Source organism: Tritonibacter mobilis (assembly GCF_001681715.1).
GTDB lineage: Bacteria > Pseudomonadota > Alphaproteobacteria > Rhodobacterales > Rhodobacteraceae > Epibacterium > Epibacterium mobile.
Window position 1 is genome coordinate 151,979 of record NZ_LNWY01000001.1, and the last position, 26,556, is coordinate 178,534.

21 protein-coding genes are annotated in these 26,556 nt (G+C 59.6%); 7 read left to right on the top strand and 14 right to left on the bottom strand.

The genetic code is table 11. The features are described 5' to 3' along the window. Positions 1-320: 320 nt before the first annotated feature. Positions 321-1,835, top strand: coding sequence for a choline-sulfatase (gene betC / locus UB90_RS00735; protein ID WP_065324604.1), 1,515 nt, complete (start codon positions 321-323; stop codon positions 1,833-1,835). Positions 1,836-1,904: 69 nt separating this feature from the next. Here betC and UB90_RS00740 read toward each other — a convergent pair whose 3' ends face one another. The 5 genes from UB90_RS00740 to lsrA all read right to left on the bottom strand — a co-directional run bounded on the left by UB90_RS00740 (position 1,905) and on the right by lsrA (position 7,725). Further along, the gene (locus tag UB90_RS00740; protein ID WP_065324605.1) at positions 1,905-3,146 is read right to left on the bottom strand and encodes a class II aldolase/adducin family protein; all 1,242 of its coding nucleotides are present in this window, start codon (positions 3,144-3,146) and stop codon (positions 1,905-1,907) included. Between the two features lie 68 nt (positions 3,147-3,214). Continuing rightward, positions 3,215-4,231 carry an autoinducer 2 ABC transporter substrate-binding protein LsrB gene (gene lsrB, locus UB90_RS00745; protein WP_005623999.1) on the bottom strand — a complete coding sequence of 339 codons (1,017 nt, stop codon included), beginning with the start codon at positions 4,229-4,231 and terminating at the stop codon, positions 3,215-3,217. Positions 4,232-4,266: 35 nt separating this feature from the next. Next, on the bottom strand, positions 4,267-5,250 hold the full coding sequence (locus UB90_RS00750; protein WP_065324606.1) for an ABC transporter permease subunit: 984 nt from the start codon (positions 5,248-5,250) through the stop codon (positions 4,267-4,269). Further along, complete coding sequence (locus UB90_RS00755) at positions 5,247-6,257, bottom strand: ABC transporter permease subunit (RefSeq protein WP_065324607.1); 1,011 nt, start codon at positions 6,255-6,257, stop codon at positions 5,247-5,249. The genes UB90_RS00750 and UB90_RS00755 overlap by 4 nt, the downstream gene beginning before the upstream one ends. Further along, positions 6,250-7,725: an autoinducer 2 ABC transporter ATP-binding protein LsrA gene (lsrA, locus tag UB90_RS00760; RefSeq protein ID WP_065324608.1), complete on the bottom strand. Its 1,476-nt coding sequence runs from the start codon at positions 7,723-7,725 to the stop codon at positions 6,250-6,252. Before lsrA ends, UB90_RS00755 begins: the two co-directional genes overlap by 8 nt. Positions 7,726-7,966: 241 nt before the next feature. Between lsrA and UB90_RS00765 the strand changes: the two genes are divergently transcribed. Genes UB90_RS00765 through UB90_RS00775 form a run of 3 tightly spaced genes read left to right on the top strand, consistent with a single transcriptional unit; the run spans position 7,967 to position 10,776 of the window. Next, positions 7,967-8,905, top strand: coding sequence for a sugar-binding transcriptional regulator (locus UB90_RS00765; RefSeq protein ID WP_009175952.1), 939 nt, complete (start codon positions 7,967-7,969; stop codon positions 8,903-8,905). A 2-nt stretch (positions 8,906-8,907) separates the two neighbouring features. Continuing rightward, a complete protein-coding gene (gene lsrK / locus UB90_RS00770) occupies positions 8,908-10,437 on the top strand; it encodes an autoinducer-2 kinase (RefSeq protein ID WP_065324609.1) in 1,530 nt (509 codons plus the stop codon). A 39-nt stretch (positions 10,438-10,476) separates the two neighbouring features. After that, complete coding sequence (locus tag UB90_RS00775) at positions 10,477-10,776, top strand: antibiotic biosynthesis monooxygenase (protein ID WP_009175966.1); 300 nt, start codon at positions 10,477-10,479, stop codon at positions 10,774-10,776. A gap of 211 nt (positions 10,777-10,987) precedes the next feature. On the opposite strand, the gene UB90_RS00780 is transcribed toward UB90_RS00775, so the two are convergent. Next, positions 10,988-11,833 carry a flagellin N-terminal helical domain-containing protein gene (locus tag UB90_RS00780; RefSeq protein ID WP_009176034.1) on the bottom strand — a complete coding sequence of 282 codons (846 nt, stop codon included), beginning with the start codon at positions 11,831-11,833 and terminating at the stop codon, positions 10,988-10,990. 659 nt (positions 11,834-12,492) lie between these two features. On the opposite strand from UB90_RS00780, the gene UB90_RS00785 reads away from it, so the two are divergent. Together UB90_RS00785 and UB90_RS00790 are read left to right on the top strand one after the other, a co-directional pair. Then, on the top strand, positions 12,493-13,401 hold the full coding sequence (locus UB90_RS00785) for a cytochrome-c peroxidase (protein WP_081285500.1): 909 nt from the start codon (positions 12,493-12,495) through the stop codon (positions 13,399-13,401). Between the two features lie 10 nt (positions 13,402-13,411). Next, entirely contained in the window at positions 13,412-15,514 is a 2,103-nt protein-coding gene (locus tag UB90_RS00790) for a putative bifunctional diguanylate cyclase/phosphodiesterase (RefSeq protein ID WP_065324611.1), read from the top strand. Between the two features lie 5 nt (positions 15,515-15,519). Here UB90_RS00790 and UB90_RS00795 read toward each other — a convergent pair whose 3' ends face one another. After that, on the bottom strand, positions 15,520-17,565 hold the full coding sequence (locus tag UB90_RS00795; RefSeq protein WP_065324612.1) for an NADH:flavin oxidoreductase: 2,046 nt from the start codon (positions 17,563-17,565) through the stop codon (positions 15,520-15,522). Positions 17,566-17,658: 93 nt separating this feature from the next. On the opposite strand from UB90_RS00795, the gene UB90_RS00800 reads away from it, so the two are divergent. Next, positions 17,659-18,279: a TetR/AcrR family transcriptional regulator gene (locus UB90_RS00800; protein WP_065324613.1), complete on the top strand. Its 621-nt coding sequence runs from the start codon at positions 17,659-17,661 to the stop codon at positions 18,277-18,279. Here the strand turns inward: UB90_RS00800 and UB90_RS00805 are convergent. The 7 genes from UB90_RS00805 to UB90_RS00835 form a co-directional block, all read right to left on the bottom strand. Next, positions 18,276-19,067, bottom strand: coding sequence for a pyrroline-5-carboxylate reductase family protein (locus UB90_RS00805; RefSeq protein ID WP_065324614.1), 792 nt, complete (start codon positions 19,065-19,067; stop codon positions 18,276-18,278). The two genes, UB90_RS00800 and UB90_RS00805, sit on opposite strands and share 4 nt — an antisense overlap. 24 nt (positions 19,068-19,091) lie before the next feature. Next, positions 19,092-20,057, bottom strand: a complete 966-nt coding sequence (locus UB90_RS00810) for an ABC transporter ATP-binding protein (RefSeq protein WP_065324615.1) — start codon at positions 20,055-20,057, stop codon at positions 19,092-19,094. After that, on the bottom strand, positions 20,057-21,031 hold the full coding sequence (locus UB90_RS00815; RefSeq protein ID WP_046002536.1) for an ABC transporter ATP-binding protein: 975 nt from the start codon (positions 21,029-21,031) through the stop codon (positions 20,057-20,059). The genes UB90_RS00810 and UB90_RS00815 overlap by 1 nt, the downstream gene beginning before the upstream one ends. Beyond that, a complete protein-coding gene (locus UB90_RS00820) occupies positions 21,031-21,972 on the bottom strand; it encodes an ABC transporter permease (RefSeq protein WP_065324616.1) in 942 nt (313 codons plus the stop codon). The genes UB90_RS00815 and UB90_RS00820 overlap by 1 nt, the downstream gene beginning before the upstream one ends. Beyond that, entirely contained in the window at positions 21,972-22,952 is a 981-nt protein-coding gene (locus tag UB90_RS00825) for an ABC transporter permease (RefSeq protein WP_009175819.1), read from the bottom strand. The genes UB90_RS00820 and UB90_RS00825 overlap by 1 nt, the downstream gene beginning before the upstream one ends. 63 nt (positions 22,953-23,015) lie before the next feature. Further along, positions 23,016-24,593, bottom strand: a complete 1,578-nt coding sequence (locus UB90_RS00830; protein ID WP_065324617.1) for an ABC transporter substrate-binding protein — start codon at positions 24,591-24,593, stop codon at positions 23,016-23,018. Positions 24,594-24,701: 108 nt separating this feature from the next. After that, on the bottom strand, positions 24,702-26,282 hold the full coding sequence (locus UB90_RS00835) for an ABC transporter substrate-binding protein (protein WP_005656984.1): 1,581 nt from the start codon (positions 26,280-26,282) through the stop codon (positions 24,702-24,704). Between the last annotated feature and the right edge of the window lie 274 nt (positions 26,283-26,556).

Genomic DNA, 26,556 nt, shown 5'->3' on the forward strand with positions numbered 1-26,556 from the left:
CGCATCGTCCGTTGCTGCTCTTTGCTGCAAAGCATTGGACCCTCCTCCTGTTATTTCAATAGCCTAGCACTCGCGCGCACTCTGTCAACTGGAGGTTGACCGTTAAATTACCGCAAACACTTACTCTCTGCCTGTAGCCCATCACCATTTGTAGCGAGTGCGCCGATCCCGCAGGCCAACACAAGCGGCTGTAATTCAGTTCAATTGATTTTATTGACTGATGAGTCAATAAAAGACTACCCTGCGCGCAAACCACCCCGGTTCGCCCCTCTCATGGGCTACGGTGCGTGGCGTGTACTGCCAATCCAAGGACACCCTCAATGACATCGCCAAACATCCTGATTTTTATGGTCGACCAGCTGAACGGAACGCTGTTCCCGGATGGCCCGGCGGATTGGCTGCACGCACCGAATATGAAAGCGCTCGCTGCGCGCTCCACCCGGTTTCAGAACTGCTACACAGCCAGCCCGCTGTGCGCACCGGGACGGGCGAGCTTTATGTCCGGGCAGCTCCCCTCTGCGACCGGCGTCTACGACAACGCGGCGGAGTTTGCCTCTTCCATACCAACCTACGCGCATCATCTGCGGCGAGCGGGCTATTACACCTGCCTTTCGGGCAAAATGCACTTTGTCGGCCCTGATCAACTGCACGGATTTGAAGAACGCCTGACCACCGATATCTACCCACCGGATTTCGGCTGGACGCCGGATTATCGCAAACCCGGCGAGCGGATCGACTGGTGGTATCACAACATGGGGTCCGTCACCGGCGCCGGTGTCGCAGAAATTTCCAATCAGATGGAATTTGACGACGAGGTCGCCTTTCACGCCACCCAGAAAATCTATGATCTGGCACGCGGCAAAGACGACCGCCCCTGGTGTCTGACCGTCAGCTTCACGCATCCCCATGACCCATATGTGACCCGCAAGAAATACTGGGATCTTTATGAGGACTGCGACCATCTGATGCCCGAGGTTGGCGACCTCGGCTATGACAATCAGGACCCACATTCAAAACGGATTTTTGATGCCAACGACTGGCGCAACTTTGACATCACCGACGAAGATATCCGCCGCTCCCGCCGTGCCTACTTTGGCAATATCTCTTATCTCGACGACAAAATCGGAGAGGTCATGGAGGCCCTTCGGGGCACGCGACAGGACAAGGATACAATCATCCTGTTTGTCTCTGACCACGGCGACATGCTGGGCGAGCGCGGCCTGTGGTTCAAAATGAGCTTCTACGAGGGATCTTCGCGGGTGCCGATGATGATCTCCGCCCCCCATATGGCCCCCGGACTGGTTACTGATCCGGTTTCCAACATCGACGTCTGCCCGACGCTTTGCGATCTGGCGGGGGTCAGCATGGAAGAGGTGATGCCCTGGACCGCAGGCGAGAGTCTTGTGTCCCTTGGTCAAGGTGAGACACGCACAACTCCGGTCGCGATGGAATATGCAGCAGAGGCATCTTATGCCCCGATGGTGTCGCTCCGGTCTGGGCAATACAAGCTCAACCTTTGCACGCTCGACCCTGACCAGTTGTTTGATCTGGAAGCGGACCCACACGAACGCATAAACCTCGCCGATGACCCGCGCCATGCTGAGGCCTACGCAGAGCTCAAGGCGATTGCAGCAGAGCGTTGGAATCTGGAGCGTTTCGACGCCGACGTGCGCGCCAGTCAGGCCCGGCGCTGGGTGGTGTATGAGGCCTTGCGTCAGGGGGGGTATTTCCCTTGGGACTATCAACCTCTGCAAAAAGCCTCAGAACGCTACATGCGCAACCACATGGATCTCAACATCGTGGAAGACGCTGCCCGTTTCCCGCGTGGAGAATAGAGACCGGATCACCCCGGCATGTTCCATACCGCGCCCTGCCCCACTTCGGGGCAGGATGCAGTTATCGCATTACTTGCGCAGCTTCGCCTGCTCCAGCGACCAGTATTCCATGTCGAACAGATCCGCCTCTGAGATTGGCGTGAAGCGCTTGTAATCCTCTGCGGCATTCACGATCCGTGCGGTTTGTTCATACAGATCCCCCGCAATACGCGCCGCCTTTTCATTGGCACCAAGGCCAAAGATCCCGACCCCCGGCACCAGTACACCACGCGGCAGCGGGTCCAGCATGACTTTCGGCTCTGCCGCGTTGGGAGCATTGCGGTTGAAATACCCCGCGTATTCATCCGCATAAGCCTCAAGTGCTAAATCGATTTCTGGTCGCCCGGCACCTTCGGTTAGGATCATGGCGAAGGGCTTGATGCGAATAACATGGTCCGGAGTCGCAGTGCCACGGCGCGACAACTCGGCCAGATTTGGACGCGCCAAATAGGTGCGGATCGATGGGCTTGAACGAAAATCAATCGCCGGTTCCGCTCCCAACGCGCCCCCTGCCGCCAGTGCGGCGCGCAACGTGTCTGCCAGCGGCTGCGGCATCATGCGGTCGGTCTGCTCAGGGCCCGGCACTGTAATGCCCCGCCCAGCCAGATAAGCCTCAGCCAGTGTGACAAACTCAATCATCAGCTCATAACTGGCCTGCGCGGTATCCGCAAAGGTGAAGAGACCATGCTGTTCGAGCCACAACCCCTCAACCGACGGGTCGCGCGCCAGTGCATCCTTGCAGGCATGGCTGAGTTGGTAGCCCGGCATAACATAGGGAACAAACCCGACGCGATCGCCGTATATTTCCGCGACGATCGTCTCCATGTCTTGCTGATCCGCCAAGGCCAGGATCGCGGTCGCATGCGTGTGATCCACAAAGGCATGTGGCATATAGGCATGCAGCAGCGCCTCAATCGACGGGTTGGGTGCAGTCTGATCCAACAGGTAACGCCGCAGATAAGCCACCATGTCCTCATCCGACATATGTGCGACATCGCGAGTCTTCAGCAGCGGCTCAAGCCACATAGCAGGAAGTCCCGGCGCCTCAATATCGCCGAGATCCCAGCCGGAGCCTTTGACATGAATGATCGCGCCACCTTCAGCGTCGGGGATCTTCACAGAGGTATTGCCTCCGCCATGCAGCACCAGATCGGGGTCCTGACCAATCAGGCGCGAAGTGTAGACCCGCAGGCCGAGTGCTGCAGGCTGACCTTGCGCCTGTGCTGCATCGATGAAGTGTTGTGCCTCGGTGTCATTCCATCTGGACTGCATATCGGTTTCCCTGAACGTCTGTGCAGGGACGCATGATGCGCCCCTGCTGGTTGATTGTCTGATTGTGATCAGAAGTCGAAGTTGTCGATGTTTTCTGCGGTGAAGACGGTGCGTTCGGGCAGCAGGACGATGCCATTGCCCTCGGCCTCGTATTCGTAGCCTTGCACGGAGTTCGGCGAAACCTCGACCGGTCCGATCCCGGCAACGTCGATCTTATCCCCCACGTTGAGGGGGCCGTTTGCCAGCACATGCGCCGCCACGGCCACCGAAATCGCACCCTGCTGGGTCACATCCCAGAGGCCAAACCGCTCAACCGTGCCGCGCTTCACATAGGGGCGCATCACGTTGGGGGTCGAAAAGCCCACAATGGTCACATCGCCACCACGCTCCAGATTCTCAGCGGCCTGCGCAGAGGCTGGAAGCGCGTTAGCGTCGGGCGCGATGATCACATCAAGATCGGGATAGGCCGACAGAATGCTCTCTGCAGTTTGCAGCGATTTCTGTGCGTCATTGTACCCATATTGCGTGGTCACGACCTCCCAGCCGGGGTGCTCGGCGGCAATCTTTGCCTTGGCCGCTTCGGCCCATGCGTTCTGATCCGTCACGGTCGGTGAGGAATAGAAAAACGCCACCTTGGCCTTTTCTTTGCCCTCCACGCCGTCATTGGCCATATCCACCAACAGGCCACCCAGTTGTTCGGGCGTACCTTGGTTTACATAATAGGAGCGGCATTCCGGGTTCACGTCGGAATCCCATGTCATCACCAATACGTCCCGCGCCATCGCCTGCTTCAGCGCCGGGCACAGACCGTCGGGTGAAACCGACGACAGGATCACCGCCCCATAGCCCTGATTGACGAAGTTGTTGACGAATTGCACCTGACCGGAAACGCTTGGCTCGGTGGGACCATCATAGGTGACGTTGACGCCTAGCTTCTCTCCCATCTCCACCGCGCCGTTGCCGCCGGACGTAAAGAACCCGACGCCGACGAGCTTGGGAACAAAGGCAATATCATCCGCCGTTGCAGCAGTGGTCATCATCAGGCCTGCGGCCAGTGTGCTGAGCAGCTTTGCTGTTGTTTTCATTTTGGTTTCCTCCTCCATTGGAACCTGTGCCCGGCTCAGTTGGCCTGTGCCGCGCGCTCCGGTAAAAACTCTCGCAGCAGCGCAGCCCCATGGCGCAGCGCAACGACGAGAACCAGCAGCGCCCCGGACAGCGCGCTGGAAATCTGGCTGGGGACACCGCTCATTTGCAGGCCCTGTTGCAGATATCCGATGATGAATGTGGCGATGACCGTGCCCAGCACAGATCCCTTGCCGCCATAGATGGACGCACCACCCAGAACGGCTGCGGTGATTGCAGGCAGCAGCGTCGCACTGCCCAGATCCACCCGCGCCGAGCCAAAGTAGGCTGACAGCATTATCCCGGCGAGTGCCGCCGCAAGACCGGTCAGCACATATGTCATAAGCTGCACCCGAAACACCGGCATGCCAGAATGGCGCGCGGCATTCTCATTGAGACCGATCTGGAAAACCAGACGCCCAAATCGGGTCAGATGCAGCAACACCAGCAGCACCGCCGCAAAGCACAGGAAGACAAAGAGCGGCATCGGCAGGCCCATCACCTGCGCATAACCAAGCGCTGTGAACCCCGCCGGAAAACCGCCGATCCCCTCATAGCCATTGGCACCTACAACACCAGACAGAACGGTCGCGGCGCCCGAAAACATGTAGAGTGACCCCAGCGTCACCACGAGCGGCTGCAACCGCGTCAACCGGATGATGGTGGCGTTCAAAACACCTGCTAGCGCGCCGGTCGCAAAGCCCACCAGCAGCGACAGGGGCAAAGGCAGACCAAAGAAGTTAGCAATCCCAAATGCAATCGCAGCAAGCCCCACGGTAGAGGCAAAGCTCACATCGATGCCACCTGCGATAATCACCAGCGTCAACGGCACTGCCACGATGCCAACCTGCACAAAGTCCGAGGTTCCAAACAACAAAGAGCTGGGACGCAGGAAGCGCGGGTTGATCATGCCAAAGATCAGAAGTTCGACCACCAGAATGGCCAGCAGGAGCACCTCCCACCGCATCACATAGCGTTTCATGCTGCGTCCTCCAGCGGGCGGGATTTCTGCTCGGCCTGGCTGCCGCGGCGATAGCGCGCAGCCCTGTCACGTGCTTCAAGTGCGATACGCAGCCGCCCGTCGATCAACAAAACGCCCAACAGCATCGCGCCGCCAATCAGGTCGTTCCAGTAGGCCGGTATTTTCAGGAACACGAGAGAGGTGTCGATCGAGGTGAAAAAGATCACGCCGATGACCACACCACCAACAGAACCAACCCCGCCCAGCAGGCTGATCCCTCCCAGCACCAGTGCCGCAATCGCGCGCAGTTCAATCCCGTTTCCGGCCTGATTGGGGACAAACCCGATCTGCGCCGCAAAGGTGATGCCCGCCAGCGCATACATCGCCCCCGCCCAGGTAAAGGCCAAAAGCTCAATGCGGCGCACCGGCAACCCAAGATGACGGGCGGCTTCGCGATTGTCTCCCGTCACCATCACCCAGCGCCCGCGCCTGCTGCGCAGAAACCACCAGACCGCCACGATCACCAACGCCGTGATGATCCCCATGATGGACAGCCCGCCAAAGGACTTTGCACCCAGAGACTTAAGCGCTTCGGGCAGTTCCTCGATCCACTCGCCTCCGGTCGTAATCAGCATGACACCGCGAAAGAGGCCAAGCGTGCCCAGTGTCGCCACAATCGAGGGCACACCGAGGCCCGCCACCAGCAGGCCATTCACAACCCCGGCAAAGATCCCGGCTCCAAGCGCAAATCCAAGCGCCAGAGGCAGCGCGAACCCATCATTGAGCGCCAAGCCCAGCACCACCGCCGAGAGCCCGAGGATTGAACCGCCCGAGACATCGATATTGCGCGTGAGGATCACTGGGAAGATCCCCAATGCAACCAGCATCAGCACCAACCCATTGGACCAGATGATGGTGGCCGTCCCCGCCGACAAGAAACCGGGAGCTGCCAGCCCGACAAGCGACAGCACAGCCACCGTCACAAGGAACAGAGTTGCGACACGGTCGCGGGCGATCCGTTCAAGCATGCTCAACCTCCCGAGCTTCAAAGGCCAGTTGTGAAATTTCATCCGTGGTTGCCCCACCCGGCAACTCACCCGCCAGATGCCCACCGGCCATCACGGCAATGCGATCAGACAGACGTACAACCTCGTCAAAATCCGATGAGATCAGCAATACGGAGGTTCCTTGCGCCGCAAGCTCCTCGATGATGCGATAAATATCGTTGCGCGCACCCACGTCGACGCCACGGGTGGGTTCATCAAGGATCAATAGTTTCGGCTCAGCCACGAGACATTTGGCCAGCAGAACCTTTTGCTGATTGCCGCCAGAGAGGCTCCCTGCAGGCTGATCCGGGCTGGCGCATTTGATCCCGAGCATCTCGCGATACCGCGCAAAGCGTTTGCGTTCGGTGCCGGGCCTCAAGAAGAACGGCAGCCGGTCATAGACAAAGGACGACGCGTTCCAAAACAGCGGTGCCTCAAGGAACAAGCCATATTGCTGGCGGTCTTCACTCAGATGCACGATGCCCTGACGTACCGCGTCGCTGGGCGAGTTTGCGCGAAACATCTGCCCCTCTAGCATGACGTCACCGCAAGTGCGGGGGCGCAACCCGACGAGGGTTTCAGCGAGTTCCGTGCGCCCAGCCCCGACCACGCCGGTCAGCCCAAGCACCTCACCGCGGCGCACATCAAACGAAATATCGACAAAGCCCTCTCCGCTGAGCGCATCCAACGCCAGCACCGCCTCGCTTGAGGTTTGCCGCCCCGCCCCACGCGCCTCAAGCTCGGTCACACCGGGGCTCATTGCGGTAAGGATATCGCTGTCAGTGCTCTGATCCATGTTTGCGCTCAGCACCACATTGCCATCACGCAGCACGGTGATCCGGTCGCAGACTGCGCGCAGCTCATGCAATTTGTGGGAAATAAAAACCAGCCCGTGCCCTGCGGCCCGCAACCCCTGCATACGCGCAAACAAGGTCTGAACCTCATGCGGTGTAAGCGCCGAAGTCGGCTCGTCCAGGATCAGAACTTTCGCCTCACGCACAAGGCCACGCAGGATTTCCACGATCTGACGATCCGCGATTTCCAGCGTCGCAGCTTTGGTTTCGGGCGACAGCGACACACCGATCTGTGCAATCAGCTCCTGAACCCGTGCGCGATAGGCAGCGGCAGGTTTAGGCAAGCCGATGCAGATATTTTCAAGCACCGACTGGTTCGGAAAGATATGTGCCTCCTGTGGCACCAGATAGAGCCCCATCGCCAAGGCCTGCGCTGGGGTCGCCGGCACCAATGGTGCGTCCGCAATCCGCACGTCGCCCCCGCTGGCCTGCACCAGACCTGCAAGGATTTTCATAAGCGTGGATTTGCCCGCGCCATTTCCTCCCAACAGCGCATGAATTTCCCCGGCACGCACCGAGAAATTCACCCGCTTCAGCACCGGGATGCCAGCGTAGCTCTTTGACACAGAGTCCAGCTCTGCAAGCACAGGTTCCATAACGCCTCCTCAACGTTATCGGCTTTGTCGCTGCAGCGCTGATCATTCGATCTATGTGGATTCGATTGATCATCTGTTAGCAACAACATCATTTGTTCAAGTGAATCGCATCCTGTCAATATGTTTGATGCGAATAACTTGCTAGTTTCTCCGATCAACATTGGTAAAATAGACCCATTGACTTGATCATATGTTCTGTCACTAATTGTTTGATCGAAAGCGCCATGGAGGAAGGCCCCCGATGACCGACCAGACAGCACATGATGCAGACGAGGCACTGCTGGCACGGGTGGCTTGGCTTTATTACAACGACGGACTCACCCAGAGCGAGGTGGGCGAGATCCTCAACCTGTCGCGCATCAAAGTCTCGCGCCTTCTTGATGCCGGGCGCACGTCAGGCCTTATCCAACTGCGGATCAACTCTCGTCAGCGCGGGTGTCTGGAACTTGAAACCCGCATGAAGCAGCAATTTGGCCTGAGTGACTGTCGCGTCATTCCCGAGAGCATCTCGGAAGACACCAACATGCGCATCGGGCAGGCTGCGGCACAGTATCTGATGCAGAAGCTATCCCCCGGTGACAGCCTGTCGGTCGGCTGGGGCGACACGGTGACTCACTCCATCCGTATGTTGGGCTATACCGCGCAGGAACGCGGTGTCGGGCTGTACTCCCTGACCGGCGGCGTGCAGACCTATGTGGAAGGTATGCGCGAGGCCAACTGGCACCGCAACGTGAACATCATTCCGGCACCATTGGTGGTCTCAACACCAGAGCTGGCGCAGGCATTGATGCAAGAACCGACCGTTGCCACCCTGATGGCCAAGGCGCTTGAGGCGGATTACAAGCTCGTCGGCATCGGTGGTATCAGCGAAACCGCAACCGTGGTGAGCCATGGCTACATTCCACCTGCCGAGATTGACCCGCTGCGCCGGGGCGGCGCCCGTGGTGACATCCTGTGCCGCTTCTACGACCGGGGTGGCGCAGGGCTTGCCCTGCCCTTGCATGAACGTGTGATCGGTGTCGATCTTGATCAGTTGCGCGAGTCCAACAAGGTCATTGGCGCAGCGGGTGGCGCGACCAAAACGGGCCCGATCCTCTCCGCCTTGCGCGGAAAAATCCTCGACATTCTGGTCACGGACGAACCCACAGCACTTGCACTTCTTGACGCAGCGGAGGTCTGATCATGGCGTATTATCTGGCATTTGATGCTGGCACCGGCAGCGGTCGTGCGGTCTTGTTTGATGAAAGCGGCGCAGAAATTTCTGCCTCAAGTCAGGAATGGTGGCACGCCACCGATGCGCGCTATCCGGGATCAATGGATTTCGACACGGCAGGAAACTGGGCCGCGCTCGCCCGGTGCTGCCGTGAGGTGATTGCCACCTCTGGTGTTGACCCCAAAGACATCAAAGCCGTCAGCGCCACCGCGATGCGCGAAGCCTTTGTGCTACACGACCAAACCGGAACAGAAATCTGGGCTTGCGCCAATGTTGATGCCCGCGCCAGCGATGAGGTGCGCGCGCTGAAAACCAGTCATCCGGATCTGGAACGCGACATCTACAACCGCTCGGGCCAGACCTACGCTCTTGGCGCGTTGCCTCGGCTGATCTGGCTGCGCAAACATATGCCAGACGTACTCGAGCGCGCGCAGTCTCTTACCATGCTATCGGACTGGGTGCTTTATCGCCTCTCCGGCGCACTCAGCTCAGAGCCGTCGAACGCGGGAACCACCGGGTTGATCGGACTGGCAGATCGCGCCCCGTTACGCGATGTGCTGAACCTTATGGATCTGCCAGAGAGCCTGTTCCCTCATGCCGCCAGCACCGGCGAGGTCATCGGCGAGGTCCACGCGGCGGCTGCCAACGAAACCGGCCTTGCGCCCGGCACGCTTGTGGTTGCAGGAGGTGGCGATTGCCAGACTGGCGCGCTCGGTCTTGGAGTGGTGAATGAAGGCGATTGCGCGGTTATGGGCGGGACTTTCTGGCAACAGGTGGTCAATGTCCCCCTCAGCCTGACAGACCCCACCATGAACCTGCGGATCAACCCGCATGTTGTGCCGGATCTCAATCAGGCAGAGGCCATCAGCTTCTTTACCGGCGCAGTGATGCGTTGGTTTCGCGATGCCTTCGGGCAGGGCAAGAGCTATAGCGAATTGGAAGCGGCCTCCAAATCCGTTCCGCCCGGTGCTTTTGGGATCATTCCGGTATTTTCCGACGTCATGCGCTATGGAGAGTGGTTTCATGCTGCGCCCTCGCTGCTGAACCTGTCGATCGACCCGGAGCGCTCCGGCCCAGATGCGATCTTTCGTGCCCTTCAGGAAAACGCGGCCATCGTGGCGCATCGCAACCTAGAGGCGGTGTTTGACCTGACGGGACGACGCCCGGACCGCATCATCTTTGCGGGGGGCGCTTCCAAATCTGCCCATTGGGCGCAGATCCTGGCCGATGTCACAGGCCTCACCGTGGCCACGCCGCGCGTCAAAGAAGCCACAGCCCAAGGATGCGCCGCAGCAGCAGCAACTGGCGCGGGCCTTTTTGCCTCACTGCGCGAAGCGGGCAATGCATGGTCTCAAATCGAAGCCGAGTTTACGCCCAACTCAGACCTTAACGCTCTTTATGCAGATGCAAGCATCCGCTGGGCCAAGGCCTATGCGGCGCAACGTGATCTGGTCACCGCAAATGTGACGACCTCCATGTGGCAGGCCCCCGGCACCTGATACCGCGCCCGCCCTCCAAGATTTCAAGAAAGGACCACTATGCTTATTCAACTGGTGAACATCAAAGTGCAGGACGGCACACGGGATACGTTCCTTGAGGCCTTCACGATAAACTGCAACGGCACCCGCGAAGAGCCGGGCAATATCCGCTTTGACCTGCTGCATGACCCGGAGGACGCGAACAACTTCTTCGTCTACGAAATCTTTGAAAGCGAAGCGGCACTCGATGAACACCGCAAGACCCCGCACTATCAAACCTGCGTAGAGATGATTGAGCCGATCACGATTGGCGGGAGAACCAAAACCTATTTTACGCCCGTATTGGTTCAGGGCACCTGAAACATCTGCCTGCCCCGGTAAAAACAATACCCTATCGGCGCAAAAGCACAGCCCTAACGTCACCCATCATCGAATGGCTTTGTGACCGCCGGGCCTTACTCAACGGCCATTATTTCAGGCCATGAGGCATCACCACCACTCACCAAGCTCAAACGGCAACAGGGACGCGCCCAGCGTCCCTGTTCCGTGACCTTGGGTATGGCTCAGCCGGTTAGTTAAACAGCTGTAGCAGAGCCTGCGGCGCCTGGTTCGCAATTCCAAGCGATTGAACCGCCAGCTCCTGCTGGGTTTGTAGTGCCGACAATCGGGCAGAGGCTTCTTCCATGTCGGTGTCGGTCATCGTCGACACGCCCATGGTCATCGAATCTACCAGCTTGGACACAAACTGAACCTGATCGTCGATCCGTGCAGAGGCCGCACCGAGAGCCGCAGCGCCAGAGATCGCCGTTTGCAGGTAAACTTCGATTTCAGCCAGAGCGGAAGCCGCGGTTGCGGTGTCGGTGATTGTGGTCAGGCTGGTGCCAAGGTTCAGGCTGGATTCAAAGCCTTGCGCCTCGATGGAAATGTCCACAGAGCTCACAGTGCCGCCCGCGCCAACGCGGTCCAGAGAGGCCAGAATGCCCATCTGTGTTGCGGTACCGTCAATCGTGTTGGCCAGTAGGTTTGCACCGTTGAACTGCGCCGCGCCGATGATGGATTCGATTTGGTCGACCTTGGATTCAATATCGGTCTGGATCTTGTCATGCGACACGTTTTCCGCTTGTGCCGACACGATCAACTCTTTGATTTCAACAAGCTTCTCAACGATCTGTTCTGCCCCAGCAGATGCGACAGCTACGGTCGCTTCGCCCATCGAAAGACCTTCTTCAATCGCCTCAAAGCTGGCGATATCGGATTCCATGGTCTTGGAAATAGCCCAAACTGCGGCATTGTCTTTTGCAACGCCAATTTCCTTACCAGTGGAAATCGCGTTCTGTGTGTCGGTGAGATTGGTGTTGACGACTTTCAGCGTCTGCAGAGCCACCATAGCACCATTGTTTGTCAAAATGCTGGACATAGCATGAGTTCCTTTGAGCAAGGAGCACTTTGGCCCCGATGTATTCCCTTTCCCCCATTATGGGGTGTTCTCTCTCGTCTTTCTGAACGTGCGGAGCACTTCGGCCGCCGCAACAAACTCAATAAGATGCAGGCCAACTTTTGACGTGAGGATGCTAATGAAGAGCTAAAATGTCGGCGTATATGTCTAAAATGCGAGTCAAATTGCTTCTGTTGGCATTTTTGCGCCACGCCCGCCGCGCACCACAACAGCCTGCCCAGACCGCAGTGCCCAAATGGTGAGACTAAGATTCAAATCCGCAAAGCACTGTGAAGTCACCGAGAACGATGCATGCGCCCTTGCACATATATATGTAAAAGGCGCAGCACCCGACCACATCAGACGTCTGACAGGATGTGCACCACCCGCTCACTGAAAGGGGGTAGGGCCATGATGTAGTCAAATTAGTCCGGTTATTTATCTTATTTTTCAAATCATTGAAGACAACCGCAGCGTAGCAATAAACGGTTTTTTCACGCTGGGGCCACAGGGTCACGGAACACCGACGACCCTAGATTGATGTTCACGGACACAGCACATTGCGACTTTTGACACTTCTTTGCGTTGGCCTCATCGGAACCTTTGTATTGGCCGCGGCCTCGCGACAAGACTTAAAGAAGATGTTCGAACGCCCCGCCCGTATCGCGTTCCCCGAAGAAGAGGCCTACTCGCCCCAGCGCGCGGCCTTGGGCAAAATGCTGTTCTTTGATACCCGCCTCTCTGGCGCACAGAATCTCAGCTGTGCCACCTGCCACAACCCCTCGTTTGGCTGGGAAACACCCGCAGCGCGGGCCGTCGGAGCCATGAATCAGCCGCTCGAACGCCACACCCCGACAATCGAGAACCTGGCAGAATCAGAGCATTTTTTCTGGGACGGTCGTGTCACCTCCTTAAAGGAACAAATTCGCGGACCGATCACCCATCCGCTCAAAATGAATTCCAGCATGAAACAGGTGGTTCGGCGCTTAGAAGCGATTTCAGGCTACCGCCGCTACTTCGAGATCGCCTTCCCCGAGGCAGGGCTGACGGAAAACACCATTCTCATTGCTCTGGCCACCTATCAGCGCACCCTACGGTCGGGTTGGTCTCCATTTGATGACTGGGTCGAAGGCGATGACGATGCCATTTCTGCTTCGGCCAAACGCGGGTTTGACGTCTTTACCGGCATCGGGCACTGCGCAGATTGCCATCATGGCTGGGCCTTCACAGATCACGCCTTTCACAGCGTCGGCGTCGGCGGCGACGATATCGGTCGTGGCATCCTTGATCCCCAGATGCGCCATCGTTTCAAAACGCCGGGCCTGCGCAACATCGCCCTACGCGCGCCCTATATGCACAATGGCAGCCTGAACTCCCTGCGCGCGGTGGTGGAGCATTATCGCCATGGCGGCAGCCCCTTAGCGCATATGAACGACATGCATCCGCTCGACGACATGTCCGATCGAAACGTGAATGACCTCATCGCATTTCTTGAAACCCTGACCGCATATAACCCGCATGTATCGGCCCCGGCCCTGCCTGCTGACTGAGGGACACCCTATGTCGATCAAACGTCGCATTCTCGGCCCTATCGTTCTATTGATTGTGATCGGCATCGTCGGTGCATTCTGGGTCTCGTTGGCTGCCATCCGCACCCAAAACGCGATCCAAGACGCGGACACGACCACGATGCGTACTCTGCAAGCCACCGAGCGCGCACAACGCATTCGTGTCGAAATCGAGGATCAACTGAGCCAGTTTCTTGAGTTCAACACAGTAGAGACACCCGCTCGCGTCAATCGCAATCATCAGCGTTTCGTCACCGCCTTTCGCAATGTCTGGCAGGAATTACGCGCTGCACCCGGCTCTGAAAAACAGATCGAGATGGTGGCGCAGGTCGAAGAGCAGTTCGAAGCGTGGAACACAGAGGCGACCATCGCGCTCGGCCTGTTGAATGACACTCATATCCCCTCGCACAACCGCCTCGATCACTTGGCGCGGCGGCTTGAACTGGCGCTTGTTGCCTTGGAACAAGAAGTCCGACTGAGCGCCGCCAACGCCAATCAGGATGCGCGTCAACGCTATGTGCAGCAGGTGGTTGTGGTCTTTATTTCCATGATCGTGATCTTCCTTGTGGCGGGGTCAACCTTCATCGGGTTTGGCAGTCAACTGGTGCGGTCGCTGACCCAGCTTGCCGCCGCGATGGAGCGTATCCGCTCTGGTGATTTTGATACGCCCGTCAGCTATGTCGACCGGCGCGACGAGGTGGGCAAAATCGCGCGAGGCGTTGCGGCCTTTTCATATACGCTGCGGGATTTAAGCGCTGCAAAAACCCGGATTGAGCATCTGGCCCTGCACGATCAATTGACCAACCTCCCCAACCGGCGCGCCCTGCAGGAGTACCTCGAACATTGTTTCGATCTGGCCCCTTCATCGGAACATCGGGTGGCGGTGCTGCATGTGGATCTCGACCGGTTCAAGCAGATTAACGACCTAATGGGCCACGCCGCCGGGGATGAAATCCTGCGCCACGCCGCGCGCGCCATGCAGCAGCAAATCGGCGCTGACGATCTGACCGCGCGCGTTGGTGGGGATGAGTTCGTGATCGTGTTGCGACAGGCTGGCACCGATGCGCAGGTGGAATGCATTGCCAATCGCATCATCGAGGCGGTCTCACAACCGATTGAAATATGGGGTGATTTCGTTCATGTGGGTGCCAGCGTCGGCATTGCCTTCCTCATGGCAGGAGAAACCGACCCGGCCCGCATCCTCTCCAACGCCGATATCGCGCTCTATGTCGCCAAGAGCAAAGGCCGCGGGCGGGCGTCTTTCTACAATGATGCCACCCGCGCTCGGTTTGAGGGGAACATGGCGCTTTTGAAAGACCTGCGCTGCGGGTTGGACAACGGCGAGATCACCGCGTTCTTTCAGCCACAGGTGGATGGGATCACGGGTGAGGTCATCGGCTTTGAGGCACTGGCGCGCTGGCGTCATCCGGAACGCGGTATGCTTGATCCGGGCGTCTTTATCACCCTGGCCTTTGAGCACGGTCTGGGCGACCGATTGACAGAACGGATCGTCTCTGATGCGATTGCCGCACTGCTAGAATGGCGCGCACGCGGCCTGCCTGCGCCCAGCGTCAGCGTCAATTTCTCGGCCAAACAACTGCGTGACGGCGGGTTGGTCGAATATCTCGACGACACGCTTTTCGCCGCAGCTCTTGAGCCCGAGGATATTGCGATTGAGGTCTTGGAAAGTGTGCTGTTCAGTGACGGCGTAGATCCGGCCCTCAATACAATCGAGCAACTGCAAAAGCGCGGTTACAAGATCGAACTGGATGATTTTGGCACCGGTCATGCCTCAATCTCGAACCTAAGACGGTTCAAGGTCGATGGCATCAAACTGGACAAGGATTTTGTCGCCGGGGTGGATCAGGACGCCGAGCAAGAGGTGATCCTGCGCACGATGATCGACCTTTGCCGCAATCTCGGTATCGTCTGCCTTGCAGAAGGCGTCGAGACCGAGGCTGAAAAGAACAAGCTGATCTCGCTGGGCTGCAGCCGTTTTCAGGGCTATGGCGTGGCCCGCCCGATGCCGCAAGATGCGGTCACCGAGTGGCTTGAGACCCAATATGGCCGCCACACCACTGCCAAGGCGGGCTGACTGCGTTAGATATCCTTCATCAGGCGCAATGCGTCATAGATCGCCGCGTGGGTGTTGCGTGCCGACACCGCATCGCCGATCCGAAACAGCTGGAACGCGCCATCTGGGTTGCGGCTGACCGTCTGTGATTGACCGGCAATTAGCGCCTCGTGATCGACTTCGCCATGGTTCACGCTCGCGGGGCGCAACTCCTGATACAGGTCATCATTGGGCAAGGTGCCATAGTTCACCACCACCTGATCGTAGGTCTGATCATAGGTGAAATCGCTGTAATCCGTGCCAATCGTGGCAACCAGCTCGTTGCCCTTTTTGGCCACGCCTAGCAGGCGGCGAGTCACGGTGAAGGTCACATCCTTATCTTGTAGGGATCGCATATAAGGCACGAGGTTCATCGCCATGATCTCGGGCGCAAAGGTGCGGTCCGGGGTCATCACCTCAACCTCAGCGCCCGCCTCTGCTGCCACCTCTGCCGCCTGCAGGCCGGGATGGTCGCCGCTTTCGTCATAGATCAGCACACGCCCTGCCGGTTTCACATCCCCCGCGATCAGATCCCAGGCCGAGACCACATGCGCCGCCTCTCGCCCGGTCTCGAACAGCTCCAGATTGGGCAGCCCCCCGGTGGCGATAATGACCACATCCGGGGTCTCCGCCAGCACATCGGCCTCTTCGGCCCAGGTATTAAAGTGAAACTGCACATCCCGCGCCGCGCATTGCGCCATGCGCCAGTCAATGATGGAGATCATCTCGCGGCGGCGTGGGGATTGTGCGGTCAGGCGGATCTGGCCACCGGGATCGGGCTGGGCCTCAAAGACCACCACCTTATGCCCGCGCTCGGCTGCGACGCGCGCCGCCTCCAGCCCCGCCGGACCTGCGCCGACGATCACCACTTTCTTGGAGGTCTCGGCGGCTGTGATCTCATGCGGCATCGTCAATTCGCGCCCGGTGGCGGCGTTATGAATGCACAGTGCATCGCCCGCCTGATAGATCCGGTCGAGACAATAGGTCGCCCCCACGCAGGGGCGGATGTCATCCTCGCGCCCCTCGCGGATTTTGCGCACCACATGCGGGTCGGCCATATGCGCCCGCGTCATGCCCACCATATCCAACAGCCCCGCCTGCACCGCATGGCGCGCGGTGGCCACATCGGGGATACGGGCCGCGTGAAACACCGGCAAGTCGGTTTCCTGTTTGACGCGGCCTGCAAAATCCAGATGCGGCGCGGATTTCATCCCCTGCACCGGGATCACATCGGTCATCGCCGGGTCGGTATGGATGCGCCCTCTGATCACATTGAGGAAATCCACCTGCCCTGTCGCACTCAGGATACGGGTGATTTCCAGCCCTTCCTCTGCGGTGATGCCGCCTTTTTGCACCTCATCCGCCGTGAACCGCATACCAACGATGAACGCGTCCCCCACCCGCTTGCGAATGGCCGAGAGCACATCCATCGGGAACCGCAGGCGGTTCTCCAAAGTATCCGCCCCATAGGGGCCGCTCAGATCATTGGTCAGCGGTGACCAGAACTGATCGATCAGATGGCCATAGGCCTGCAGCTCGATCCCATCCATGCCCCCGGCTTTCATACGTTCGGCGGCATCGGCGAAATCCGTGATGATACGCTCGATATCCCAGTCTTCGACAAGCTTGGGAAAGGCCCGGTGCGCCGGTTCGCGGTGCCGTGACGACGACACCGACGGCAGCCAGTCGCCCTTGTTCCATGTGGTGCGCCGGCCCAGATGCGTCAGCTGAATCATCACCGCGCAGCCGTGCTCGTGGCAGCCTTCGGTCAGGTCGGTGATCCACGGCACCACCTCGTCCTTGTAGGCGAGGATATTGTTGAACACCGGCGGGCTGTCCTTTGAGACCGCCGCAGACCCCGCCGTCATCGCCAGCGCCACCCCGGCCTTTGCACGCTCCGCATGATAGGCGCGGTAGCGCGCCTTCGGCATGCCGTCCTCGGGGTAGGCCGGCTCATGACTGGTGGTCATGATACGGTTGCGAAGGGTCAGATGCTTGAGCTGAAAGGGCTGCAAAAGCGGATCGTGTGACATGGCGCTGCCTCATGGAATCAGGTGACTTGACACAAGTGTAAAGTCAGCCTGCACCCCGATTGACACTTGTGTCAATTATTTTAGAGTGCCCGCATGTCCAAACCCACCTCCCCTCGCCCGCGCGGCTCGCGCGACCTCTGGCTCGATGCCGCGCTTGATCTCTTAGTCTCAAGTGGGATCGACGCGGTGAAAATCATGCCGCTGGCCCGCGCCGTGGATCAAACGCGCACGGGGTTCTACTGGTATTTCAAGGATCTCGGCGCGTTGCACGACGCTATGGTTGAGACATGGGAGGCCCGCAACACCGGCCAGATACAGGCCCGCTGCGAGGCCCCGGCGCAGACCATCAACACAGCCCTGTTCAACCTGATGGACTGCTGGCTGGATCCGACCCTGTTTGATGCGCGCCTCGATCTGGCGATCCGCAACTGGGCGCGCAATGACACCACATTGGCGGCGCGGCTTGACGCGGCGGATAACGCCCGCATCGCCGCCGTGCACAACATGTTCCTGCGCTTTGGCTACAGCAGGGAACAGGCCGATGTCAGAAGCCTCACCACGATTTACACGCAGGTGGGCTATATCTCGATGGAGGTCGAAGAGGACCCTGTCGCGCGGCTGAACCGCGTACCACATTACGTGGAGATGTTTTCAGGCCAGCCCCCGACACAGGCGGAAATCGCAGCGTTCATGGCGCGCCACACGTCGGGCTAGCCAATGGTGCGGCAACGGGCGACCGCGGCGTCCAGCCCTTTTGCGAGCTTTGCGCCAATGTCTGATGCCCGCAGCACCTCCAGCCCCGCAGCCGTGGTGCCTGCGTAGTCGATCATCTCTTGCACATGATCGCTGGGACGGGCCGCGCCTGTCGCCATCATCTGCCCGGCACCGAGGAACAACTGCCGTACTGCCTTGTCGGCGACCTCGGGCGGCAGGCCCTTGGCCTCGGCGTACTCCGCCATCACCTCGGCAAAATAGGCGACAAACCCCGGCACCGGCCCGGTCATCGCGGTGAAAACGTCCAGATGCGCCTCCTGCGTGATCCGGTCCGTGCTGCCGCAGGCCTCAAACAGCGCCGTGGCAAAGGCGCGATCCGCATCCGATGTGGCCTCTGTCGCAACCCACGGCGAATAGGCAAGCCGCTCTGCCGCCGCCGGGCTGCTCATGGCGCGAATGATCCGCGTTGCCCCGGTCATCTCGGAAATCCGGTCAATGGTAATCCCCGCCATGACGGAGATCACCAGCTTGTCTTTGAGGTCCAGCGACAGCGTGCCCATCGCCGCAGGTGGCACGCACAACAGCACCACGTCCGAGGCCGCAATCAGGGCTGTCGTGTCCGTGGTGATGCTCAGCCCCGGATAATCGGAGAACCCGTCAAGCTGCCCGGACCGCGACGCCACCCAGATCCGCTCCTCGGCGATCATCTGCGCCTGCACAACCGCGCGCAGGATCGCACTGCCCAGCATGCCCGTCCCTCCGATGATACCGAATGTCTGGTCTGCCATGGCACTGCGCTCCTGTTGTCTGTGTCAGCCCTCCGCCACGTGACAGGCGACTCGGGTAGTGCCGATCCTGCGCATCTCGGGACGTTCTTGTCGACAGATGTCACCCGCCAGCGGGCAGCGCGGGTGGAAGGCGCAGCCGGGCGGCGGGTTGATCGGATCGGGGATTTCACCCTCGGGCGGGGCCACCTCGCGGCCAAACCCATCCATACGCGGTGCGGCCTCCAGCAGCATCTGCGTATAGGGGTGTTTGGGGCGCTCGAACAGCTCGTCCGGTGCGCCCTCCTCAACAAGACGCCCGAGGTAGAGCACCCCGATTCGATCCGCCATATGCTGCACCACCGTCAGGTCGTGCGTGATCAGCACATACGTGAGGCCAAAGTTGTCCTTGAGGTCGCTCATCAGGTTCAGCACCTGCGACTGCACCGACACATCCAGCGCCGAGGTGGGCTCGTCACAGACGATCAAACGCGGCTCGGACGCGAGAGCACGGGCAATACAGATCCGCTGCCGCTGCCCGCCGGAGAATTCATGCGGGAACTTGCCCGCGTCCTTCACCGAGAGACCCACCTGTTCCAGCAGGCGTTCGGCCAGCCCATCGGTCTTGCCACCGCGCGCCGCCACGGGTTCGACGATAATGTCACGCACCCGCCAGCGCGGGTTGAGCGAGGCATAGGGGTCCTGAAAGATCATCTGGATGTCAGAACGGATCGCATTGACCTTGGCGGCGTCGGTCTCGTTCGCCAGATCGACGCCTTCGATCTCCACGTTGCCACCCGAGGGATTGAGCAACCCGACGAGCATGCGGCCAATGGTGGATTTGCCGGACCCGGATTCGCCAACCAGCGCATAGGTGGTCTGCGGCTCGACCTCGAAATCCACATCTGATACGGCGGTCAGAAAGGCCTTGGGTTCACGTTCGATCACCCGGTTCAGCCAGGGTTTGGAGACGTCAAACACACGGCTCAGGTTCTTGACGGAGACAAGCGCCATCAGGAGGCCTCCTCATGTTGTAGCGGGAACCAGCAGGCAGCGGCAGCACCGTCGACCTTGGGCGCAGGTGCCTGTCGGCATTTGTCGGCCACGCGCGGGCAGCGCGGATTGAAGGCACAGCCATCGGGGACCGCATCCAGACGCGGCATGGCGCCGGGGATCTGGTGCAGACGTTTCTGCCCGCGCGACGCCAGTGGCGTCGAGGCCATCAAGCCATGGGTATAGGGGTGCTCCGGCGCGGTGATCACATCGCGCACCGGGCCAAGCTCGGCCAGGCGTCCGGCATACATCACCGCCACGCGATCTGCGGCCTCGGCAATCACGCCCATGTCATGCGTAATCAACATCACCGCCGTGCCCCGCTCACGACAAAGCCGTTTCAGCAGCGCAATGATCTGCGCCTGTACGGACACATCAAGCGCGGTTGTCGGCTCGTCCGCGATCACCAAAGACGGCTCGGCACAGAGCGCCAGCGCGATCACCACCCGCTGGCGCATGCCGCCGGAAAATTCGTGCGGGTAGCTGTTTACGCGTTTGGCAGCGCCCGGAATGCCGACCTCTTCGAGGGCGGCCACGGCGCGTTTCTCGGCCTCGGATTTGCTGATCGGCAAATGGGTCAGCATGGTCTCCACCAGTTGATCCCCGATCCGCAACAGCGGATTGAGCGAGGTCAGCGGGTCCTGAAAGACCATACCGATTTCCTTGCCCCGCAAGCGGCGCAGCGCGTCGCCCTTCAGGGTGTCGATGCGTTTGCCATTAAGCCAGATCTCACCAGAGGAGACATGCGCCGGCGGATTGAGCAGGCCGATGACGGCATTGCCCGCCATCGACTTGCCCGCGCCGCTTTCGCCAACGATGCCGAGGATCTCGCCCTTGGCAATGTCATAAGAGACGCCATCGACCGGTTTAAGAATGCCGTGGCGGGTTGGGATTTCCACACAAAGGTTGCGGATGGACAGAACTGGGTCAGCCATTAGCGAAGCCTCGGGTTCAGGGCGTCACGCAGCCAGTCGCCCAGCAGGTTGACGCTGAGCGCCAGTCCCAACAGCGTGATCGCAGGGAAGAGAAGAATCCACCATTCGCCAGAGAACAGGAAGCCCTGCCCGATGCGAATGAGTGTACCAAGAGACGGCTGGGTCGGCGGCGCGCCCACCCCGAGGAACGACAGCGTCGCCTCGGCAATGATCGCCAGCGCCAGCGAGATGGTGGCGATGACCAACACCGGCGACAGCACATTGGGCAGGATATGCCGCAACATGATCGCACCGGAGCGTCGTCCGATCAGCCGGGCGGCCTCGACGTATTCCTTGTTCTTCTCAACAAGGGTCGCGCCACGCACCACGCGGGCAAACTGCACCCAATCCGACAGGCCAATCGCAAGGATCAGCACCCAGATCGCCATCTGATCGCGGTATTCCACCGGGGTGATGCCCTTAGCGACACCAAAGATCAGCATCGCCACAAGGATCGACGGAAAGGTCAGCTGTACATCGGCAATCCGCATAATCACCGTCTCAACCCAGCCACCGAGGTAGCCGGACAACAAGCCCAGCGTGATCCCAAGCACCATGGCAAACAGAACGGCAGCGACGCCAACGAACAGCGAAATCCGCATACCATAAAGGATGGTCGAGAACACATCGCGGCCCTGATCGTCGGTCCCCATAAAGAACGTCTCACCCGTGAAATCATTGGGCGACATCGGCGGCGTGAAGCCGTTCATCAGGTTGAGCGAGGCCGGATCAAACGGGTTGGTGGGCGCAATCAGCGGCGCAAAGACCGCCGACAGCACCAGAACCAGAACCACCACGGTGGAGACCACCGCCACGGGCGAGCGTTTGAAGGTATAGAACAGATCGCTTTCCAGCGCGGTGCGCAGGCGCGATTTCTGGGCGGGGGTAGATGTCCCGGACATTAGTGACCTCCCTTGCGATCAACGCGCAGACGCGGATCGATAAAGAAATAGAGGATATCGACGATCAGGTTGATGCCCACGAACATGACGGAGATCAGCATCAGATAGGCTGCCATCACCGGGATATCGACGAACTGGATCGCGTTGATGAACAACAGGCCGACACCGGGCCACTGGAACACCGTCTCGGTGATAATGGCGAATGCGATGATCGCGCCGACTTGCAGGCCGATCACGGTGATCACCGGCACCATGGTGTTCTTCAGCGCGTGACGGAAATGCACGGTGCGATCCCGCAGACCACGGGCGCGGGCAAAGCGGATATAATCCTGCCGAAGCACCTCCAGCATTTCCGAGCGCACCAGTCGCATGATGAGCGTCATCTGATAAAGCCCCAGCGTGATCGACGGCAGGATCAGCGCCTTGAGGCCGCTTGCGGTCAGGAACCCCGTGCTCCAGCCACCAAGATCGACCACCTCGCCGCGCCCGAAACTCGGCAACCACCCCAGTTCCACAGAAAACAGATAAATCAGCAGGATACCAATCAGGAAGGTCGGCAAGGACACCCCGATGAGGGAGCCGGACATAATGAGATTGGCCGTGATCCCGTTTCGCTTGATGGCGGTAAAGACCCCAAGCGCAATGCCGAATATGATTGCCAGAATGCCCGAGACCGCCGCCAGTTCCAGTGTTGCGGGCGCGCGTTCCATCAGGATGTCGATAACCGGGCGCCCCTGCCGGTAGCTGACCCCGAAATTGCCCTGCACGGCGTTTTCCAGAAACCGGTAGTATTGCACCACAAAGGGCTGATCGAGGCCAAGTTGTCCGCGCAGCCGTTCGATGTCCTCGGCGGTGCGTTCCTGGCCCAGCATGTTGTCGATCGGGTCACCGACAAAGCGGAACATGGCAAAGGCCACGAGTCCGACGATAAGAAGAACCAGCGCGGATTGGGCCACGCGCCGGATGATATAAGCGAGCATATCCGTGCTCTCCTGTGGGTGGATGAAGGGGGCCGAAGCCCCCGTCTGCCTTGATGAGCGGCGTTAGTTAACGGAGACCCAGCGCAGAATAAAGAAGTTATCCGGCCTTTGGGTCAGGGTGACGTTGCTGCCGGTGCCCCAGACCAGCGGTTGCACATAAAGCGGCACATAGGCGGTCTCGTCCTGCAAGACCTGCGCCACCTCATCGAGCATCCCCTGCCGGGTCGGCTCATCGATCTCGGACTGGATCTTGGGCAGCAGTTCATCCACGCGCGCGTTGGAATAGCCGCCAAAGTTCCACGAACCGAGCTTCTTTTCCTCATTGGGGGTTGCTGCAAGGAAACGGATCGGGTGTTCCGCATCGAACGTGCCCGGCGACCAGCCCAGAAGGTACATGTCATAGTTTCCGGCCCGCAACTCTGGCCAGTAATTCTGCACCGGCATCGCATCCAGCGTTGCCTTCAGTCCCACTTGCGCCAGCATGGCGGTCACGGCCTGACAGACCGCCTCGTCATTGAGATAGCGGTTGTTGGAGCATTTCAGACCAAAGGAGAACCCATCCGGATAACCTGCCTCGGCCAGCAGAGCCTTCGCGGCCTCCGGATCATAGGCAGGCGCATCCGCGAGTGCCTCGGAATAGCCCCGCATCGCACTGCTCACCAGTTGGTTCACTGGCTCGGCATTGCCACGCATGATGGTGCGCAGGATCGCGGGCACATTGATGGCATGGGCCACAGCCTTGCGCACGCGCGCATCGGCAAAAGGGTTGCCCTCGGTTTCGGCGGAATATTTCAACGCCTCCGCCTGATGCGGGAAGCCCAGCATCATCACACGCGCCTCGATGCCCTGCACGACCTGCACATCCGGGTTGCCTTGCAGGCGCTGAACGTCCTGAATGGGCACCGGGTTGATCATATCGACATCCCCCGACAGCAGCGCCGCAAGCGCTGTGGCCGGGTTCTGGATCGGCGTCATTTCCGCACGGGTGATGTTGTGCTCGGGCTCACCCCACCAATCCGCAAAAGGCTCCAACACCGTGCGCAGGCCCGGCTCGCGGGTTGTCACACGAAACGCGCCGGTGCCATTGGCATTGAGCGTGGCAAAGTTGCCGCTTTCCTTGTCGGGGCGGGTCGCGGCGTTGGCCTCGGCCCAGCCGCTGTCCATGATCATCCAGTTGGCGATGCTGTCGGGAAAGATCGGGTTGGGAGAATGGGTCAGGAAATCAACGGTGTAGTCATCGACCCTGACCACATCCGAGACCGGCGCAAACCAGCTGGCCGTGTCCGATTCCGGGCTGGATGCACGCTCATAAGAGAACACCACATCCTCTGCGTCAAAGGTGCTGCCGTCCTGAAACGTCACCCCCTCGCGCAGGAAAAACCGCCAGCCTTCACCCTCGCCGATCGGCTCCCAGCCGGTGGCCAGCGCAGGCTCGATGCTCATATCCTTGCCGCGCCGCACGAGGCCTTCATAGACGTTGTTCAAGAACCCCAAAACGGGGGTGGAGTTGACCGCATGCGGGTCCATGGTCTGCGGATCGGTGGTCACCGCCCATGAAAATTCCTTGGCCTGAGCGGCGGGCACAAGAGCTGCGGGGAGAATGGCTGCCGCGCAGGCAGCGGTGCGTAAGAGACGGAGCATCGGGAAGTCCTTTCCGGTCAATGCGCGTGTCGCCGGGATGCGTATGCGCCCCGGCGACCTTGGCATGTCATGCAGCACACCGGGCACGCCGGTACGCTGCGACAGAGATCAGTTCATCTTGAAGTATTTGACCTTCGGCTGATCTTCGGGATCAACCGCGATGTCGACTTTTTCAGACATGCCCCAGTTCAGCACCTGATGGTGGATCGGGATATAGAGCTGCTCGTCCTGAACCACCCGCCAGATATCTGCGATATCCTTGTTGCGTGCATCCAGATCGGTGTTCGAGGCCAGCGATTTGATCTTCGCATCCAGCTCGTCATTGTCAAAACCGGTGTTGTTCCATGTGCCGATGTCGCCTTCACGACCGTGCACAAGGAAGTTGAACACATATTCAGAGTCATAGGTCGGAACACCCCAACCCAGCATGTAGAAGTCGGTCTTGCTGTCGGTGATCAGCGGGAAGTGCTGCGCCTTGGGTTTGGCGTCGAGGTTCACCTTGATGCCAATCTGGCCCAGCATGCCCACGGCAGCCTGACAGATCGGCTCGTCGTTGACATAGCGGTCGTTGGGGCAGTCCAGACGGATGGAGAAACCATCGCCGTAACCCGCCTCAGCCATCAGCGCCTTGGCACCTTCGATGTCGGTCTTGGATTCCGCGTCCATCTCTTCGGTCCAGCCGTTGACGAACGGCGGTGCGATCATACCCGCAGGCTGGGACTGGCCGCGCATCACGACCTTCTGGATCGCATCGCGGTTGATCGCCATCGACATCGCCTTGCGCACGCGCACATCCGCAAGCGGGTTCTTCCCGTCTACATTGTCGGCTTCGATATCCTCGGCGCCCACGTTGAGACCAAAGAAGATCACCCGGTTCTGCGGCGCCTGACGCACCATCAGACCATCAGCGCCGTTGACGCGGTCAAGATCCTGCACCGGCATGTCCTGCAGGAAATCAATCTCACCCGACAGAAGCGCCGCCACACGGGTCGCGGGGTTCTGGATCGGGGTATAGACGATCTCTGTCACGTCCAGCGGGAATTGGTCCTTGCCCCAATAGTTTTCATTGAGCGTCATCACGGTTTTGACGTCCGGCTCGCGGCTTTGCAGCACATAGGGGCCGGTGCCGTTCGCATGCGTGGTGGCATAGGTGATCTCGCCACCCTCAAAATCCTGCACGTTCACGGTGTTGTTGGCCTCGCTCCAGCCCTTGTCCATGATGAACAGGTTGGTGAGGTTCGACGGCAGGATCGGGTTCGGCCCATCGGTGACAATCTCGACGGTCAGATCGTCAACCGCGCGCACCTCGGTGATGGAGCCAATGAGCTCCTTCATGTCGGAGTTTTCTTGCTTGGCGCGGTTGAAAGAGAACACCACATCCTCTGCGGTGAAATCTTCGCCGCCGTGGAATTTCACACCTTCGCGCAGCTTGAACACCCAGACGTTCGGATCACCCTCTTTGGGGGCCCACTCAGTCGCCAGTGCAGGTTCGAACGCGCCAGTCACATCGCGGATGATGAGCGGCTCATACATCTGATGGCGGATGGTATGCGTCGGCCCTTCGTTCTGGGCGTGCGGATCAAGCGTCAGCGCATCGCCAGAGCGCGCCCAGCGCAGGGTTTCCGCGCTCAAGGGCGCTGCTGACGCCAAGAGAAGCGACGTCAGTGTCAATACAGTAGTGGTCTTCATAGGACCTCCCCTAGTCTTTTCTCGATTTGTTGGAACTGTTCGGCGTTTTCGCCGCCAGCCCGGTAGCGGCAGTGTTGGCGAACACCCGGAGTTTGACAAGCCTGCACGCGGCGTTCTCGGGAATAAATTTCATCCCAACACCCCGATTTGCTTACATATTATCTTCTTCCGCAACGTCACCTCAAAGCCAATCGCAAAGCTTGCGCAAACGCGAACACCCAGACTGGCAGCAAGGGGGCAAAATTCCCATGCCAGCCCCTTGCTGTGCCGTTTG

Excerpts from the sequence above, each read along its gene's own strand:
- betC (WP_065324604.1), top strand. The coding sequence starts at position 321 with ATGACATCGCCAAACATCCTGATTTTTATGGTCGACCAGCTGAACGGA.
- UB90_RS00740 (WP_065324605.1), bottom strand. The coding sequence starts at position 3,146 with ATGCAGTCCAGATGGAATGACACCGAGGCACAACACTTCATCGATGCA.
- lsrB (WP_005623999.1), bottom strand. The coding sequence starts at position 4,231 with ATGAAAACAACAGCAAAGCTGCTCAGCACACTGGCCGCAGGCCTGATG.
- UB90_RS00750 (WP_065324606.1), bottom strand. The coding sequence starts at position 5,250 with ATGAAACGCTATGTGATGCGGTGGGAGGTGCTCCTGCTGGCCATTCTG.
- UB90_RS00755 (WP_065324607.1), bottom strand. The coding sequence starts at position 6,257 with ATGCTTGAACGGATCGCCCGCGACCGTGTCGCAACTCTGTTCCTTGTG.
- lsrA (WP_065324608.1), bottom strand. The coding sequence starts at position 7,725 with ATGGAACCTGTGCTTGCAGAGCTGGACTCTGTGTCAAAGAGCTACGCT.
- UB90_RS00765 (WP_009175952.1), top strand. The coding sequence starts at position 7,967 with ATGACCGACCAGACAGCACATGATGCAGACGAGGCACTGCTGGCACGG.
- lsrK (WP_065324609.1), top strand. The coding sequence starts at position 8,908 with ATGGCGTATTATCTGGCATTTGATGCTGGCACCGGCAGCGGTCGTGCG.
- UB90_RS00775 (WP_009175966.1), top strand. The coding sequence starts at position 10,477 with ATGCTTATTCAACTGGTGAACATCAAAGTGCAGGACGGCACACGGGAT.
- UB90_RS00780 (WP_009176034.1), bottom strand. The coding sequence starts at position 11,833 with ATGTCCAGCATTTTGACAAACAATGGTGCTATGGTGGCTCTGCAGACG.
- UB90_RS00785 (WP_081285500.1), top strand. The coding sequence starts at position 12,493 with ATGTTCGAACGCCCCGCCCGTATCGCGTTCCCCGAAGAAGAGGCCTAC.
- UB90_RS00790 (WP_065324611.1), top strand. The coding sequence starts at position 13,412 with ATGTCGATCAAACGTCGCATTCTCGGCCCTATCGTTCTATTGATTGTG.
- UB90_RS00795 (WP_065324612.1), bottom strand. The coding sequence starts at position 17,565 with ATGTCACACGATCCGCTTTTGCAGCCCTTTCAGCTCAAGCATCTGACC.
- UB90_RS00800 (WP_065324613.1), top strand. The coding sequence starts at position 17,659 with ATGTCCAAACCCACCTCCCCTCGCCCGCGCGGCTCGCGCGACCTCTGG.
- UB90_RS00805 (WP_065324614.1), bottom strand. The coding sequence starts at position 19,067 with ATGGCAGACCAGACATTCGGTATCATCGGAGGGACGGGCATGCTGGGC.
- UB90_RS00810 (WP_065324615.1), bottom strand. The coding sequence starts at position 20,057 with ATGGCGCTTGTCTCCGTCAAGAACCTGAGCCGTGTGTTTGACGTCTCC.
- UB90_RS00815 (WP_046002536.1), bottom strand. The coding sequence starts at position 21,031 with ATGGCTGACCCAGTTCTGTCCATCCGCAACCTTTGTGTGGAAATCCCA.
- UB90_RS00820 (WP_065324616.1), bottom strand. The coding sequence starts at position 21,972 with ATGTCCGGGACATCTACCCCCGCCCAGAAATCGCGCCTGCGCACCGCG.
- UB90_RS00825 (WP_009175819.1), bottom strand. The coding sequence starts at position 22,952 with ATGCTCGCTTATATCATCCGGCGCGTGGCCCAATCCGCGCTGGTTCTT.
- UB90_RS00830 (WP_065324617.1), bottom strand. The coding sequence starts at position 24,593 with ATGCTCCGTCTCTTACGCACCGCTGCCTGCGCGGCAGCCATTCTCCCC.
- UB90_RS00835 (WP_005656984.1), bottom strand. The coding sequence starts at position 26,282 with ATGAAGACCACTACTGTATTGACACTGACGTCGCTTCTCTTGGCGTCA.